15 protein-coding genes are annotated in these 15931 nt (G+C 63.1%); 7 read left to right on the top strand and 8 right to left on the bottom strand.

The genetic code is table 11. The features are described from left to right. Positions 1 to 9: 9 nt before the first annotated feature. The gene (locus tag ACSU1L_RS04635; protein ID WP_438253518.1) at positions 10 to 894 is read right to left on the bottom strand and encodes a glycosyltransferase family 2 protein; all 885 of its coding nucleotides are present in this window, start codon (positions 892 to 894) and stop codon (positions 10 to 12) included. A 66-nt stretch (positions 895 to 960) separates the two neighbouring features. Further along, positions 961 to 2091 carry a cell wall-binding repeat-containing protein gene (locus ACSU1L_RS04630; protein WP_439255044.1) on the bottom strand — a complete coding sequence of 377 codons (1131 nt, stop codon included), beginning with the start codon at positions 2089 to 2091 and terminating at the stop codon, positions 961 to 963. Between the two features lie 214 nt (positions 2092 to 2305). Here ACSU1L_RS04630 and glf point away from each other — a divergent pair, with 214 nt between their 5' ends. From glf to ACSU1L_RS04600, 6 genes are all read left to right on the top strand, one after another. Continuing rightward, on the top strand, positions 2306 to 3442 hold the full coding sequence (gene glf, locus ACSU1L_RS04625) for a UDP-galactopyranose mutase (protein ID WP_438253520.1): 1137 nt from the start codon (positions 2306 to 2308) through the stop codon (positions 3440 to 3442). 10 nt (positions 3443 to 3452) lie between these two features. Then, on the top strand, positions 3453 to 4271 hold the full coding sequence (locus tag ACSU1L_RS04620; protein ID WP_439254865.1) for an ABC transporter permease: 819 nt from the start codon (positions 3453 to 3455) through the stop codon (positions 4269 to 4271). Then, complete coding sequence (locus ACSU1L_RS04615) at positions 4271 to 5008, top strand: ABC transporter ATP-binding protein (RefSeq protein ID WP_438253522.1); 738 nt, start codon at positions 4271 to 4273, stop codon at positions 5006 to 5008. The genes ACSU1L_RS04620 and ACSU1L_RS04615 overlap by 1 nt, the downstream gene beginning before the upstream one ends. Before the next feature lie 219 nt (positions 5009 to 5227). Next, entirely contained in the window at positions 5228 to 6142 is a 915-nt protein-coding gene (locus ACSU1L_RS04610; RefSeq protein WP_439254864.1) for a hypothetical protein, read from the top strand. Then, positions 6139 to 6744 (top strand): RNA polymerase sigma factor, encoded by a 606-nt coding sequence (locus ACSU1L_RS04605; RefSeq protein ID WP_439254863.1) that lies wholly within the window; start codon positions 6139 to 6141, stop codon positions 6742 to 6744. The genes ACSU1L_RS04610 and ACSU1L_RS04605 overlap by 4 nt, the downstream gene beginning before the upstream one ends. Beyond that, positions 6741 to 7253, top strand: a complete 513-nt coding sequence (locus tag ACSU1L_RS04600) for a hypothetical protein (protein ID WP_439254862.1) — start codon at positions 6741 to 6743, stop codon at positions 7251 to 7253. Before ACSU1L_RS04605 ends, ACSU1L_RS04600 begins: the two co-directional genes overlap by 4 nt. 55 nt (positions 7254 to 7308) lie before the next feature. Here ACSU1L_RS04600 and ACSU1L_RS04595 read toward each other — a convergent pair whose 3' ends face one another. The 4 genes from ACSU1L_RS04595 to ACSU1L_RS04580 form a co-directional block, all read right to left on the bottom strand. Continuing rightward, on the bottom strand, positions 7309 to 8259 hold the full coding sequence (locus ACSU1L_RS04595; RefSeq protein ID WP_439254861.1) for an endonuclease domain-containing protein: 951 nt from the start codon (positions 8257 to 8259) through the stop codon (positions 7309 to 7311). A 230-nt stretch (positions 8260 to 8489) separates the two neighbouring features. Further along, positions 8490 to 9131, bottom strand: a complete 642-nt coding sequence (locus ACSU1L_RS04590; protein WP_439254860.1) for a hypothetical protein — start codon at positions 9129 to 9131, stop codon at positions 8490 to 8492. Beyond that, positions 9131 to 10093 carry a glycosyltransferase gene (locus tag ACSU1L_RS04585; RefSeq protein ID WP_439254859.1) on the bottom strand — a complete coding sequence of 321 codons (963 nt, stop codon included), beginning with the start codon at positions 10091 to 10093 and terminating at the stop codon, positions 9131 to 9133. The genes ACSU1L_RS04590 and ACSU1L_RS04585 overlap by 1 nt, the downstream gene beginning before the upstream one ends. After that, a complete protein-coding gene (locus ACSU1L_RS04580; RefSeq protein WP_439254858.1) occupies positions 10090 to 12000 on the bottom strand; it encodes a glycosyltransferase in 1911 nt (636 codons plus the stop codon). Before ACSU1L_RS04580 ends, ACSU1L_RS04585 begins: the two co-directional genes overlap by 4 nt. A gap of 147 nt (positions 12001 to 12147) precedes the next feature. Here ACSU1L_RS04580 and galE point away from each other — a divergent pair, with 147 nt between their 5' ends. Next, positions 12148 to 13143: a UDP-glucose 4-epimerase GalE gene (gene galE, locus ACSU1L_RS04575; protein ID WP_439254857.1), complete on the top strand. Its 996-nt coding sequence runs from the start codon at positions 12148 to 12150 to the stop codon at positions 13141 to 13143. Positions 13144 to 13152: 9 nt separating this feature from the next. Here the strand turns inward: galE and ACSU1L_RS04570 are convergent, their stop codons facing one another. Together ACSU1L_RS04570 and ACSU1L_RS04565 are read right to left on the bottom strand one after the other, a co-directional pair. After that, a complete protein-coding gene (locus ACSU1L_RS04570; protein WP_439254856.1) occupies positions 13153 to 14454 on the bottom strand; it encodes an O-antigen ligase family protein in 1302 nt (433 codons plus the stop codon). Continuing rightward, positions 14451 to 15872: an O-antigen ligase family protein gene (locus ACSU1L_RS04565; RefSeq protein WP_439254855.1), complete on the bottom strand. Its 1422-nt coding sequence runs from the start codon at positions 15870 to 15872 to the stop codon at positions 14451 to 14453. The genes ACSU1L_RS04570 and ACSU1L_RS04565 overlap by 4 nt, the downstream gene beginning before the upstream one ends. Positions 15873 to 15931: the final 59 nt, after the last annotated feature.

The raw sequence follows: 15931 nt of genomic DNA, 5'->3' as shown, positions 1-15931 counted from the left end.
GCGGTCATGTCACAGCGCGAAGATATGAGCCAGAGTCGACTTTAGTCCAGCGCGGTTGCCGTGCCGAAGAACGCCAGGAAGCTCCGTGACCGCGTGCAGACGCCCCATGAGACGGATACGGGAGACGCGGGCGGTGCGCCGCCAGCCCTGGGCTTTTGCAAGAGCGCGTGCGGTGGCGTAATAGGCGCGCTCGTCCTGGAACCGCCGGCCATCGAGCAGCGTCTTCTGCGAGGCGCTTGATCCGTGGCGGCGATAGGAGAACGCGACCGGCGGCGTGTAGACGAGCGAGCCGCCGTCGAGTGCGATGTCGACCAGAAGCGCGAGATCCTGGATGATCGGGAGGCCTTCGCGGAAGTCGATGCGCTGCAGCGTCTCGGTACGAAATGTCAGCGACGGCCAGTACAGCCAGTCGCCGCGCAGCAGGCTGGTGGCCATCTGCTCTCCGGTGAGGATCGTTTCGCCTCCGCGCGGGGTGAGCAGGCTCTGCTTGATGCGATCCGCGAGAGGGCGAATGGTCGTGCCGTGCTCATTGATGACCTTCACACCGGGCTGGATGACGTCGGCCATCGGATGCCGCTTGATGGCATCGGTGACGACGTCCACGTAATGCGGGTGCAGCAGATCGTCGCATCCGAGAATCGTGATGTACTGGCTGGTTGCCCGGCGAATCGCCTCACGGTAGTTCTCGGTGATGCCGAGGTTCTTCGGGTTGCGCACATAGGTGATGCGCTCGTCGGTGTACGCGGCCATCCGCTCCGGAATCGACTCATCCGGATAGCAGTCGTCGATGATCGTCATCTCCCAGTCGGGATTGCGCTGGGCGAGCACCGAATCGATCGTCTCGAACAGGAGGTCAGGGTCGCCCCAGAAGGGCACGAAGATCTGCAGAGTCATGGCAGTGCCAGTCTAGATTCTCTGCCTGAGATTCTTCGTGCTCGCCGTGCGTTTGCGATATCGGCCTCAGCGCTTCGACTTTCGGTAGCCTGCCCGCTGGGCGGCCGCTTCGGTCGCGAAACACTCCTCCGGGTTCGTCTTCTCGTAGAACGCGCCGCCGGGGACGTGGTAGATCATCGAACTTGCGTTTCCCTTGATCCGTGCCCAGTCTGGGCAGTTCCAGGTGTCGATCGGCTTCGTGCGGTCTGGGCGGGGCGGTGCAACGGGGCGGGGCGGTGCACAATTAGCATTCTTCGCGGACGCATCACTCACAACGCTGGTGCCGCCGAGTACGACAGTGCTGGATGCGCCGAGACGCGAGACAGAAGCGCGGATGGCCGGGGGAGCACAGTTCGCCTGCGTGACATACACCGGCGCGCCGAGGCTGCCGGCGAGGGCTGCGCCAGCAAGGGCGTCCGGGAAGTTGGCGCCTGTCGCCAGGAACATCGTGTTGCTGCTGCCCGCCGGAAAGTGCGCGTCGTTGATCGCCGCTGCTGTTTCGAAACGTGAGGCACCGCCCAGGCGCTGAACGGTGAATCCCAGGGCCCTGGCATGCGCGCCAATCCCCGTTGACACGGCACCGGGACCACCAGCAATGGTGACCGAGCGCACATTCAATGAACGCAGCAGTTTCACGGTGGCATCCGGAATCTTGGAGCTTGCACCGTCGACGAGGACGACAGGTGCGTCCAGCAGACCGGCAGCCCCGGTGGCAGCGAGCGCATCGGGGAAGGTCCGCCCCGTTGCCAGCAGTGCTGTGCTGCTGGTGCTGAACACGCTCTTGATGATGGTGCGCGCAGTCTCGTACCGGTCAGTTCCTCCGAGACGCGTTATCTTCGGCGCGAGAGGCTTCAGCGCATTGAAGACCTGAGCATTGACCGCTCCCGTGCCCCCGATGACGTAGATCTGCTGGGGTTTGAGTCGCTGGATCTCAGCACGAACGTTCTTCGGCAACGCATTGGCCGGCGTCAGCAAGAGGGGCCCGTCAACGAGCGAAGCCGCGGCCGCGGCCGAGAGCGCGTCGGGGAAGTTGCTTCCAGTGGCGACGAACACAGCAGGAACGCCAGCGGAGTAGCGCTTCGAGATAGCCAGTGCAGTCTCGTATCGGTTGGCGCCGGCCAAGCGTGTGACACCGGGGTTGAACCCTGTTGTGCTCATCGTCACGGGAGCATCTTCCGATGGCGGTTGCTCAGCAGCAAAGGCGGCGGTCGGAGCCATCAGGCTGCCGACAAGAACAGCGCTCGCAAAGAGCGTCAGGGCGCGGAGGAACATCGTTTTTTGTACCTTTGGGTCGCAGGGTAAGCGCTTCAGATTGCGCTGTCTGAGGTCAGCATAGTGAAGCTCACAGATTTGCGCCGATACGATGTACCCCATGGATCTTCTTGTTGTGGGCTCTGGTTTCTTCGGCCTTACCATTGCAGAGCGTGCCGCGGATGCTGGCCGCAAGGTGACTGTGATCGAGCGTCGCTCTCACATCGGCGGTAATGCGTATAGCGAGGCGGAGCCGGAGACGGGGATCGAGGTGCATCGTTATGGTGCGCACCTGTTCCACACGTCGAATCAGACGGTGTGGGAGTACGTGAACCGGTTCACGACGTTCACGAACTATGAGCACCGGGTGTATACGAACCATAAGAGTGTCGTGTATCCGATGCCGGTGAACTTGGGCACGATTAACCAGTTCTTCCAGGCTGCGTATTCTCCGGATGAGGCGCGTGCGCTGATCCGTGAGCAGGCGGGGGAGTACGACGTGAAGTCGGCGGCGAACTTCGAGGAGAAGGGGATTGCGCTGGTGGGGCGTCCGTTGTTCGAGGCGTTCTTCCGTGATTACACGGCTAAGCAGTGGCAGACCGACCCGCATAAGCTTTCCGGGGACATCGTTAGTCGCCTCCCTGTCCGCTACAACTATGACAACCGGTACTTCAGTGACACGTGGGAGGGTTTGCCCACGGACGGGTACACGGCCTGGTTGGAGCGGATGGCGGATCACCCGAATATTGAGGTGAAGCTGAACGTTGATTTCTTCGATGAGTCGCAGCCGCTGAATCGTAAGGCGCTCGTCGGGCAGGTTCCGATCGTGTACACCGGTCCGGTGGATCGGTACTTCGACTATGCCGAGGGCGAGCTGAGTTGGCGCACCCTGGACTTCGAGCAGGAAGTGCTCAATATTGGTGATTTCCAGGGCACTCCGGTGATGAACTATCCGGACATGGATGTCCCGTTCACTCGCATCCACGAGTTTAAGCACTTCCACCCGGAGCGCAAGGACGTCTACCCCACGGACAAGACGGTCATCATGCGGGAGTTCTCCCGTTTCGCGGAGAAGACGGACGAGCCGTACTACCCGGTGAACACTCCGGCGGATCGTGAGGGGCTGCTTGCCTACCGCGAACTACAGAAGGGCGAGCAGGACGTTCACTTCGGCGGACGTCTGGGCACCTACCAGTATCTCGACATGCACATGGCAATCGGCTCGGCGCTGACCATGTGGAACAACACCCTCGCCTAAACTCAGAACCGTGAGTCACGCCGCTGTCGGGGCGCCGGGTACGCCCCGGCGATACCTGCATTCGTTGTGGCTGCTTTCTGGTCGCGATCTGAAAGTTCGTTACGCGACGAGTTTCCTCGGCTACCTGTGGTCGGTGCTCGACCCCCTGGTGATGAGCCTGATCTATTGGTTCGTCTTCACGCAGGTATTCCAGCGCGACGTCGGCCAGGATCCGTACATCATCTTCCTGATCACCGCGCTGCTGCCCTGGGTGTGGTTCAACACCTCGGTCTCGGACTTCACGAGGGCCTTCAAGAAGGACGCGCGCCTGGTCCGCTCAACGAATATCCCGCGGTCGATCTGGATAAATCGGATCGTGCTGAGCAAGGGCCTGGAGTTCCTGTTCGCTCTCCCCGTGCTCGCCGTCTTCGTGATCATCAACATGCTGGTCGAGACGAACCCCGACAAGGTGGTCCAGATCGGCTGGGGCATCCTGTGGTTCCCTGTTGCCATTGTGCTGCAGGTCATCTTGCTCATGGGGCTCGGCTTACTAGTGGCACCGTTGTGTGCGCTGTACTCCGATCTGGAGCGTACGACGGGGCTGATCCTGCGTGCGCTGTTCTACGCGACCCCCATCATCTACAGTGTCTCGAACCTGCCCGCTCCGTTCGACACGATCGCCTCGTTCAACCCATTGGCCGGCATCTTCACGCTGTATCGGATGGCGTTCTTCCCCGACGAATGGCACCTGACCACGGTGCTCATCGGGGCCGTGATGAGCCTCGCCATCTTCGCGCTGGGGTCATGGGTGTTCCGCACACTTGAGCGCCCCGTGCTGAAGGAGCTGTGATGACTGCTGCGATCGAGGTCAAGGGGCTGGGCGTGCACTTCCGCCGCAACCGACGGGGGCGGCGAAACTTCAAAGACCTCTTCGCCGGTGCATCCCGGCGCAGCCGTCCCGGGCAGTTCTGGGCGCTGCGCGACGTTTCCTTCACAGTGCAGGCGGGGGAGTCGATCGGCGTGGTCGGCCGCAACGGTCAAGGCAAGTCGACGCTGCTCAAACTCGTCGCCGGTGTTCTGCTGCCCGACGAGGGCTCCGTCTCCGTCAACGGCGGTGTCGCTCCGCTGATCGAACTCACCGGTGGTTTCGTCGGCGATCTCACGGTGCGCGAGAACGTGCGCCTCATGGCGGGTCTGCACGGCATGCCGCGCGAGGAGGTCACTCGGCGGTACGACAGCATCATCGCCTTCGCGGAGCTGGAGCAGTTCCAGGAGATGCCGTACAAGCACCTCTCCAATGGCATGAAGGTGCGCCTGGCTTTCTCCGTGATCTCCCAACTCGACGAGCCGATCCTGCTCGTGGATGAGGTGCTCGCCGTCGGCGACAAGGGATTCCGCGACAAGTGCTATCAGCGCATCGACGAGCTGCTCGCCGAAGGGCGGACGCTGTTCTTCGTCAGCCATAAGGAGCACGACCTGCGTCGCTTCTGCACGCGGGGACTCTACCTCGACAAGGGCGGCCTGGTCCTGGATGCCCCCATCAATGAGGTCCTCGACCGCTACAACGCCGATTCCGCCGCTCGCTGATTCCTCCTCGCCCTTCGTTCCCCACCCCCTGCGAGTGTCCAGTTGTGGCTGGGTTTCGGGCGATTTTCGAGCCACAACTACCCACTCGCCGGGGTGTAACTACCCACTCGCAGGGGTATGAGGAGTCAATCGCGCGGTGGATGTAACGCTTTTGCCGCTGTGGACATTACATAGTGAGGGATAGCAGCGGCAGAGATCGGAGACATGATGGTGGCGAGGATGCCGAAGAACGTCGTGGTGGCAGTGGTACTGGGCGCCATCATCTCCTCGTCGCTCAGCGCGTGCGCGGTGTCAACTGATGCCGAAACGCAGAGGGCGCATCTCGCGTCGTCGACCATCGATGAGCTGTTGACACCGGGGCATCCGGTCATGGTTATCGAACGCGGCGATCGCGTTCAACTGTGCCTCGGTGGAGTTTTGCAGTCCATCCCGCCGGGATGCGCGGACGGGATCGATCTGGTCGGCTGGGACTGGGACACGGTTCCGAGTGGGTATGACGAAGTAGGGGATACCCGATGGGGCGAGTATCTGGTCACAGGTACCTACGATGACGCGGCGCACACCTTCACCGTTGCATCGGTTTCGGAGGGTGTTGACGCGGCATCGTTGGACTCGGCGTCAGATGTGCTCATGTTCTCTACCCCGTGCGCAGAACCCGTGAACGGTTGGCAGATCATCGATGAGCCGCGTGCGACGCTGGAGACGCTGAACGCTGCAGCAGAAGTTGCATCTCAGATCGAGGGCTATGCGGTCACATGGGTCGACAACGCTCTCATTCCTCCCGCCCCTGAGAACACAGATGCCGAGGATGACCTGCATCACTACGCGGTGTACGCCGGCCGTAGCATCCTTAATGTCGCTGTTCGCAGCGACGTGGCAGCCGCCGAAACTCGCCTCCGCGAAGTCTGGGGCGGCGCGCTCTGTGTAGTCAATGCTGACCATACTGCGGCAGAACTGGACGCGCTTGTTCAGAAGGTCGTGCAGGAATATCACGGGACCGTGGTTTCTGACGCGATGAAGGGTGCCGTTTACCTCTCGGTGCCATACGACCGCGACGGAGCCTTGCAGCAAGAGTTGAATGACCGCTACGGCGAAGGACGAATCGTTGTTCAATCCGCGCTGGAGCCGGTGTGAGCTCAACAGATCGTGATCAGGACGATGACGGTGACGCCGAACTGTGGGCGCGATCGCTTGCAGGCGATGAGGATGCGTTCGCCGTTGTATTCGATCGTCATGTTGACCGTGTGTATCGGCATGCTCGGCGCTTCGCGATGAATGCTGCGGATGCAGAGGATGTCACGGCCCTGGTATTCCTTGAAGCGTGGCGGGCAAGGCGCCGCGTGCGCGTCGTGGACGACTCAGTCATCGCCTGGCTATTGGTGACGGCGACGAATATCTCGCGCAACACGACTAGGTCTCGGATTCGTCATGAGAAGGCGATGAGTCGCGTGCGAGTGGAACCCGTGCATGATCACGCGGAGACGGTGTTGGAGCGTCTATCGATCGAGGGGATGCGCGAGCCGATGCGCGTGGCATTCGACGGGCTGTCTCGATCGGATCAGGAGGTGCTGGCTTTGTGTGTCATAGAACAGTTGCCGCCTAGGGAAGTCGCGACGATGATGCGACTCCCATCGGGGACGATCCGTACGCGTCTGAATCGGGCGAAGCAGCGTCTGCGCCTAGCGGTGGAGTCCGCGCACCCGCGCGCGCTCGAGAGCTGGATGGAGGCGCGATGACACACGATGATTCGATCGATCCGCAGTTCCGTGCGCGACTGCGCAGTGAGCTCGTGCGGGGTGTGCGTGCGGATACTGTGCGGCCCTCGACCACAGGCCGACGCACGGTATTGCTCGTCGCGACGGGGGCGATGGCACTTGCGGCCGGTGTGTTCGGTGTCATCGGGTTCCAGAACATGACGTCGACGCCGGTGGCGCAGCCGACAGCCGATTCCGTGACGGTGCTTTGCGCGGATGGGGTGAGCTTCCCTGAGGACCAGTCGGCGCTGAAGGGGGTGGAAACTGTCGTCGATGTGGGGGATGGTTTAGACGCCAGGATGCTCGCGGCATGCACGGCGCTGTGGGAAGACGGCACCCTGACGAACCGTTTCGTGTTCCAGGTTGGTCAGCCGACACCCGAACCCGTCCCGCCGCTCAACCTCTGCACGCTGCCTGACGGCACCCCCGTCGCTGCGCCCTTCACCTGCGAGGAATTGGATATTCTGTTCGACGGCGCCGTAGCTCCCTAAACTTGCCTGCGAGTGTCCAGTTGTGGCTCTATTTTCGCGAGTTTTGAAGCCACAACTACCCGCTCGCGAGCAGCGCGCGAATTTGGGCGAGGAGCGCATGGGAGCGGATCGGGTCATTGAGGTCGTCCTTGTTGATGCGGATGACCGTCCAACCGGCTTGTTGCAAAGCGCGGACCCGCTCGAAGTCGCTACGCCACTGCGCGTCATCAGTGCGGTGGTGGTCACCCTCATACTCAATCGCCAGGCGGATTCCCGGGTACGCCAGATCAGGATGTAACGTGCCGAGCCGAGTCATCACAGGGTGATGGATGACGGGTTCGGGCAGGCCAGCGCACACCAGCAGCAGACGCAACCGCGTCTCCTGCGGTGAGTCGACGCCGGCGCGGATCAACCCCTTCGCCTCGGACAGCATCAGCGCGCCGCGCCGCCCGGCATGAGCGCGGATCGCGCTGCGCAGCTCCGCCTCCGTGCACAGCGGGGGAATACGTGATCCACCCGGAACAACCGTGCCGGACAGCAGAAAGTCACCAACGGCCACAAGATGTTCGATGTCGAGTCGATGCGCTCTCTGCGATCCGTACTCGGCGAGCTGACACCAGGCCGTCGCCGGCGTCACGATCGGGATGCCGTCGTGGGTAACTGTCGTGGGGAATGCGCCGTCAAGCCGATGCGACGCGATTCCCTTGCGCCGCTTTCGTCGTGACCCTGTGCTGCTGACGTGCAGGTCGGCGTCGTCCCGTTCGAGTGCGGACGGGAGCGGAGCATCGCAAAGCACAAGCGCCGTGCTGTGGCTGATCGCTTGCTCGGGGCCGAGGAGGGGAGTAAGAGCAACGCACCGTCCGCGGATGGTCGATAGGTCGATGCCCTGGGAGCGGATGCCTCGGAACGGCTTGTCTACGTCTCGTCCGCGAAGCCGCCCGCGGGCCGCAATGCCGGCGGCGCCCCGTCGACCGCTGAGGAACGCAGTGCCGACGGCGTGAGCAGGAAGAGGATCTCTGGTCGTCATGGTGACCGAGTCTGCGGGATCCGGCATCCGCGCGTTTACGTTTTCCACAGGCCTAGACGAGTCGGATGGGCGCTTGTGGCGCGAAACGACGCGGAACTCAAGCCACGAGCGCCCACTCGCAAACAAGGGGAGGGGCCACGTGTGCAGAAGAAGTCGCGACCTGCCGGCGAGTGGGTAGTTGTGGCGCTATTTCGGCGTGAAACTGAGCCACGGGCGCCCACTCGCAAGCATTAGATGCCGGCTACGGCACGAACGTTCTGCAGGGCTGCTGAGGCGGCATCCACAGCCTGCTGCGGATCAGTGCCGTTATCGTATGCTGCACGCAACTCGGCGAGCCGTGCGCTGTACTGCGTCACCGCATCCGCCCAGGCACCCTCGATATCGCTCGGAGCCGCAGTGTCGGAGAGGCGACCGGCATCCTGCTGCAGGTTGCCGACGATCCCAGCCGCATCCGGGTCGCCTTCGGCGATGACACCGAGCCCAGTGGACGCGTCGTTCAGCCGGGGAGCGACTGCTGCCGCGAAGGCGTCATGATCCTGGTTCGGCGCCGGTGGCTCGGTGGGATTCGGGGCATCCGTTGGAACAGTGGACGGCGACGGCACCGGTGTGGGCGTCGCGCTCGGCGAGAGCGTCGGCGTTGCGGTCGGCGTCGGAGTGCGTGTCGGCGTGGGCGTCGCTGAAGTGCTGCCCGAAGCGCTCGGGCTGGGAGTCGGCTCCGTATCGCCTGCGGGTGGCAACAGGAAGAACAGCAGCAGGCCGACGATCGTCACCGCGAGGATCGAGAGGATGACGATGAGCCAGACAGCGCCCTTGTTGCTCTTCTTCTCCTCGGGGAACACCCACACGGCCTCGGGCTGGTGCTCGTTGCTCATCACTTCTCCAATGCGGGCATAGGCTGCCAAGTGCGGTCGCGACCGATCTTGCCACCATCGCGGATGCCGCGGAACAGGTTGCTCGTCCCGCGCACGGTGCGCTCCACGAAGAACAGGCGAATGATCTCCTTGAAGAACGTCGCCGTCGTCCCGAGGCCGAACAACACCGGGTTGTAGTTCTCGTGCACACGGTAGTAGTGCTTGATGAAGGCGCGGTTGCGCATGATGTAGTACCGATAGGCGTTGCTGGAAGCATTCATGTGTCGCACGCCCATGTCCCACTGCTTGATCTCGCGGGTGCGGCGCAGCACGAACTCGTTGACGATCACAGCGGTCGTCAGACGCGAGGCCAACCACCCGTACATCTGGTCATCCCAATAGATGAAGAAGCGCGGATCCGGCAACCCGATCTGTTCGACGATCGAGCGGTGGATGAACATGCCCTCGAAGCATCCGCTGTTCATCTCCTTGAAACCGGATGCATCGAACCCGGCCGGTGCGAACGGGATCGGAATTCCCATCCGCTCAGCGATCCGGTACTGCCAGTAGAACTCGCTGCCGTCGTAGTCGTACCGACGGCCCTGGATGCTCTTGAACCGCGGAGCCCACGATCCCATCCTCGCCAGACCGTCCGGGATGACTTCGACATCGTCATCCATCATCCAGATCCACTCGCTGCCGAGCTCGTACGCGGTGCGCATGCCCTCACTGAAGCCACCGGACCCGCCGGTGTTCGTCTCGAGCTTGCGATAGACGATCTCGGTGCCGATCGAGTCGCGGAACGATTCGACTACCTCGGTCGTGTCATCCGCAGAGTCATTGTCGATGATCACGACGTGGCCGGGCTTCGGATCCATCACGGTGATGCTCTCGAGCAGTCCCTTGAGCAGATGCGAACGGTTGTACGTCACGATGACGATCGTCGCCGCCGCTGGGGCGAATGCAGCAGGCGCCGCGGTCATGCCTTCTCCTCGAAGATCTGCTGCCAGGACTGGGGGGACACGAGCTCAGGAAGCGCCCGCTGGTACTGCTTCTGCAGCTCGGGCCAGCGACGCTTCAGCTCAGCGTGCAGGCGGATTGTTTCACGCAGCATCCGGCGGTACTTCTTCCGGTCGCGCGTGTAGATGTTCTTTCCTGAGCCGTCGGCAGTGCTCACGAGGGCGCTGTCGAAGGCAGGCAAGCGCCACCAGTGCGCGTCCTCCTTGCCGAACTCGACCTCAGGTTGGACGATATTGACAGGATTCGGATTGTGCAGCCAGTGGGACACCAGTGTTCTCAGCGTGAAGATCCGCAGTTTCATACCGGTGGGGTTGTCGAAATTGTTCTTCGCCTGCATCTTGTAGACCTGGCGGCCGTGCCGCGAATGCAACACGGTCGAAGGGTCGCGATGAACTGTCGTCTCGGCATAATCGGCCGCAAGAGCGCGTGCCGCGGGCATCGCCGTGGCCAGGTTCGCACGCATGTGATCGGGGCCCGAAAGCACGTCGCGCAGAGCCTGCGCGCGCAACGCCACCGGGTAGTACTGCATCATCATCAGATGCTTCAGGTCGACTCGACGGCTGTGCGTGATGAGACGTCCGCCGTGCGAAGACTGTGAGTGCAGGAGGCCCGCGACGATTCGGTTGCGGGCATGGAAGTATGCCTGCCAGTCGATGGAGTCGTCTTTGTTTACCCACGACACGTGCCAGAGCGCGACACCCGGCATCGAGACGGTCGGGAAGCCTGCGGCTCCGGCACGCAGGCAGAACTCCGCGTCATCCCACTTGATGAAAGCCGGAAGCGACAACCCGACTTTGCGGATCGCGTCGAGGGGGATCAGGCACATCCACCAGCCGTTGTAGTCGGCGTCCATGCGCATATGAAGCAGTGGCGACTGGCGCAGGTTCGCGACACCGAAATCGTGCGGCAGCTTCTCCTGATAGAGGTTGCGCCACATGAATGGTGCATCGTCGACGACCTCGGCCCAGCCGTGCAGCTTCGGGCGATCGAGCAGGTCGAACATGTGTCCGCCGACGAGTACTGGATTAGTCGCATATTGGCCGAACACGATCGATCGACGCAGCGATTCGGGCTCCAGACGTACATCGTCATCGAGCAGCTGGACGAAGTCGCTCTCCGGGCGCTGCAGCGTCTCATGCATGGCACGGGCGAAGCCGCCGGATCCACCGAGATTGGGCTGACGGATGATCTCAAGCGTCTCACCGAGCGCCTCGGCGACTTCGGCATAGCCGCTCTGCTCGGAGACCAGCTGAGTACCTTGATCGATGAGGAAGATCCGATCGACGAGCTCGAGTGCATCGGGGGCAGCAGCAAGCGCCTCCAGCGTTTCGACGCAGTAATCGGGCTTGTTGTAGGTGGTGATCCCCAACGATGCCTTGCCAGCTCGGGCCGGCTCCTGCTCTGTCGTCCACTCGGCGCCTTCGAGCACGGCGCTCTTTTCGTCGGCGACGACGTCGAACCAGAGCCAGCCGCCATCGCTGTACTGGTTCAAATCAAGATCGAAGTGCGTGCTGGCGTTGCCGACAACCTCACGGGTGTCGACGCGCTGGCGCACACCCGATCCGTTCGATCGGTAGACGAGGACGGTAGCAGGTCCCGCGGTTCGCACGGTGAGTCGCACCTGGCGAATGCTCGTCCAGTGCTGCCAGTAAGAAGCGGGGAAAGCGTTGAAGTAGGTGCCGAGGGATACCCGGCGCCCCGATACGATTCGCGCGCTGTTTCGGCCCAGAATGTTGCCGAGGTGAGCGCGGTTGGAGACGCGGACTGGCTCCTCGCCGATGACCGACCACGTCTCAGGATCGGCGTACAGCGGCAGAAGATCCGGGTCGCGATCGAGCGGGAATACAACGTTCTGCAAGACGTGGGTCACGTGAGAGATCTCCGAGATTGCTTCGCCCCGCCCTCATGGGCGCAAGCTGGATTCAGCGGGCACCGAGTAGCCTACCTTCTGCGCTTGAGGATCCCTGGAGAGCGCGCCCTGGACGTCGGGCCCGGTCGGCAGACTACGATAGGCGCGATGAAGGCTCTGATCACCGGCGGTGCCGGATACATCGGTTCGACGATCGCTACGGCGTGCTTGGAAGCAGGCGTGGAGACGGTCATTCTCGATGACCTGTCCACCGGTCGCCGTGACTTCGGCAAGGACCGTAACCTTTACGTCGGCGACATCGCGGATGCTGAGCTTCTCACCCGCATCTGCGCCGATCACCCCGACATCGACGTCGTCGTGCACTGCGCGGCGCGCATCGTTGTGCCCGAATCGGTTGCCGACCCGCTCGGGTACTACGACACGAATGTCGGCAAGACCATCATCCTGCTGCGCAATCTGCGAGAGGCGGGCATCAGCCGCATCGTGTTCAGCTCATCGGCTGCCGTCTACTTCGGTGAGGGTGGCGAAGGCGTCGACGAGAATGCGCCGTTGGCGCCGTCCAGTCCCTATGCCATGACCAAGGCCATGGTCGAGAGTGTGCTTTCGGATGCTGCGCTCGCCGGCGACCTGCGCGCGATCGCGTTGCGGTACTTCAACCCGATCGGCGCGGACCCGCGCCTGCGCACCGGTCTGCAGAATCCCACCCCATCGCACGCGCTCGGCAAGATCATGCAGGCTCGCGCCGCGGGGGAGCCGTTCACCATCACCGGCACCGACTGGGCGACCCGCGATGGCTCCGGCCTGCGCGACTACATCCACGTCTGGGATCTCGCTCTGGCGCACGTCGCAGCGGTGCAACGCTTCGATGAGGTGGCGACAGTATCCGATCCCTATCAGGTGCTCAACATCGGCACCGGTGATGGCGTGACCGTGCGTGAACTGGTGGCCGCATTCGAACGCGTCACCCAGCACCCTCTTCCTGTCGTCGAGGTCGAGCGCCGCCCCGGCGATCAAGCTGGCGCCTTCGCGATCGTCGATCGCGCCGCCGCCGCCCTGGATTGGAAGGCGCAGCGCTCCGTCGACGACGGTGTGCGCGACGCTCTGGCCTGGGCCGAGAAACTCAAGACGCTCGACGCGAGCTGAGCAGCAGGCCTATTCGCTCGGTCGCAACGTCGGGATGACGCCGGTGTTCGCCGCGTCGATGTTCTCGCGCCAGGACCGTGATTGCCCGGCGCGCAACGCGCACAGCACGAGCATGAACCAGCCGGCGCCAACGATCGTGAAGCTTTCGAACATCGAGTCCACCGCGAGCGTCACCAGCACCAGCGGGGTCCACGCGTAAAGCACTGATCGGCGCGCACTCGCTACCAGCCACGAGCGGATCAGCGCCACACATCCGAGAATCAAAAACAGGAGGAGACCGGCCACGCCCAACTGCAGCAGGATGTCGAAGAACGCGTTGAGCGCGCTCTGATGGCGATCATCCAGCAGATAGTTGATGTACGTGAACGGGTACTCGCCGCGCTGCCACGAGCCGAACCAGCCCCAGCCCTGGAACGGTCTGATCGCAACGAAGTCGAGAATCTGATTCCAGAGGTCGGCGCGGGTCGAGAAATCAGACCCTGCCCCCATCCAAGCGATGATCGGATGCCGGAATGCGAAGGCAACGATCAGTGCCGCAGCCACCAGTGCCCCCAGCATCCACTGCACGATATTGCGGCGGCCAGGCGGAGTATGCCGCACGATCGTGAGCGCTGAGGTCGCGACGGCGACGGCGACGGCGAGCACGAGCACAGTCGGCGACGCTGAGAGCAGAGCCAAAAAAGCGCCCAGGGCGATCGAAGGAATGGCGATCGGGGCGGCGACTGATTGCGTGCGCCATTCGATGAAGAAGGTGATCAACGCGATCACCGCCACGAAACCGAGCATGTTGCGGGTGCCGAAGATTCCCTGAATCGGACCGCCCATCGCCAGGTTTCCGTCGATGTCGAGGAAGGCGATCGGAAGATCGATGAGGATGCCGGAGAGGATTTCAAGTCCGAGCGACAACACGAGCAGCACGCGCAGCGTATCGCCGAGAGCTCGCATGGTCTGCAGGGTGTCGCGGATATGACCGATCGTGATGGCCATGACTGCGTAACCGAACAGCCACAGCCAGCCCACCAGCGTGTCTGAACGGTCGGTGGTCCAAAAGACGCTGATCAGGCCGAGGGCGAGAAATGCCAGCAGCGATGACGGCGCCAGCCGAAGCAGTGAGAGCTCTTCTCGCCGGACGAACAGGATCGCCGCGCCCAGAACGCCCAGCAGCAGCGTTATCGTCGCGAGGGTCGTCATCGAGGTCATCCGCTCGATCAGGAACGATCCGAACGTCGCGCTCAGAGCGGCGATCGTATAGGCGCGAGCCATCTCGACGGAGCCGAGCAGTCGGCTCAATCGAGCCTCGGAGGTGGTCACGGAATGCGCCGTGCGGTCTGGCCGCGTTCGGTGACACGGGCTTGTTCACTCAGGCCCACACCAACCAGAGGGACCGACTTGACCTTGAAGGAGAACAGCATCAGCAGCAGCCAACCCCAGAGCATGATCGGCGTCGACTCCGCCAGCCCCTGAACGAGCAGGATGACGGTGAACAGCAGGGGCAGGAGCGTGAGCGGCGAGTAAGGGCGATCGGCGCGCAGATCCCAGCGCGGCCGGTCGATGGCGAAGAACCATGCGCGCCAGAGCAGCCCCAGATAGGCGGCCGCCATCAGCAGGACGCCCACAGCACCGAGCTGCATCAACACGTCGAGCCACATGTTGTGCGCGTGAAAGACGGTGATGTTGTGATCCACGATCCAGCCGTCGAATGACGGGTCAGTCGGTATCCACGGGCTGGAGAACCCGTTGCCGAAAACGGGGTGGGTGGCGGCCCGTTCGAGCACCGTGGTCCAGATGAGATCGGTGCGGCCGGTGAGGTCGGCGCTGCGGCCCAGCGCCTCGAGGAGCGGCTTGCGGAATACGATCAGCGCTGCGATCACGACGGCGGCACTTGCCGTGCAGATCACGTAGATGCGGGTGCGGCCACCGGGAGTGCGCGTGCGGCGGATGAGAAGAACGATCGCGACCACGACGGCCGCGGCGATCGCGCACACATAGGTCGTGGCCGATCCTGCGCGCAGCAGCAGGTATGCCGCGAGCAGCATCCAGAGAGCGAGTGTCGTGCTCCAGCGCTCACGCAGCGCGAACCGAACGCCGAAGGTGACGATCGCGAACAGGCAGATAATGGCCAGCACGTTCGAGTTGCCGACGAGGCCCTGGATGCGACCGCCATCGAGGAAGTTGTCGCGCACCCAGTACCAGTGCGGGTCGATGTCGCCATCAGGAAGTGTGAGGAAGTTGGGCAGCAGGGGGCGCTGCAGCACCAGTGACACCCAGAGTTCGAGAACGACAGAAAGCCCGAGGATCCACTTGAAGGCGGATGCCAGCGTGCGCACGATCTCATGCCAGCTGAAGGCATGGGCGATGAGCAGAGCGTTCACGGTGATCGCGGCGAGCAGGAGCCAGGTGATGATCGTCGGCCCGCGCCACTGCGACCAGGCCAACGACAGCAGTGCGAACACGACGTAGCCGAGAGCCGACCAGGGAAGCCGGCGCCAGGCGAAGGCGTGCGGCTTCGCCCGGGTGATCATCGGCACGCCGATAGCGACGGCGGCCAGCGTCAGCACGATCATGACGATGCCCGCGCCGTTCATACCGACCAGGTTGTACAGAGCGGTGTGCGCAAAAGCGACGATGAACGCGAGGATCGCGTAGGCGCGCAGCAGTAGCTGCCCCGTCGACTCGCGCTCCGGCGCGGTGGGCGGGGCTGTCACGGGATGCTTCGTGTACTGCGCCATCGGATTCAGGCTACCGCGACCGGCCCGCAGATCGCTGTGCCACGACGGGATCGCTACGC

Source organism: Microbacterium sp. A94, assembly GCF_051842855.1.
Classification (GTDB): Bacteria; Actinomycetota; Actinomycetes; order Actinomycetales; family Microbacteriaceae; genus Microbacterium.
Note: the sequence above shows the minus strand (reverse complement) of the source record. Positions and strands in the feature narration are given on the sequence as shown.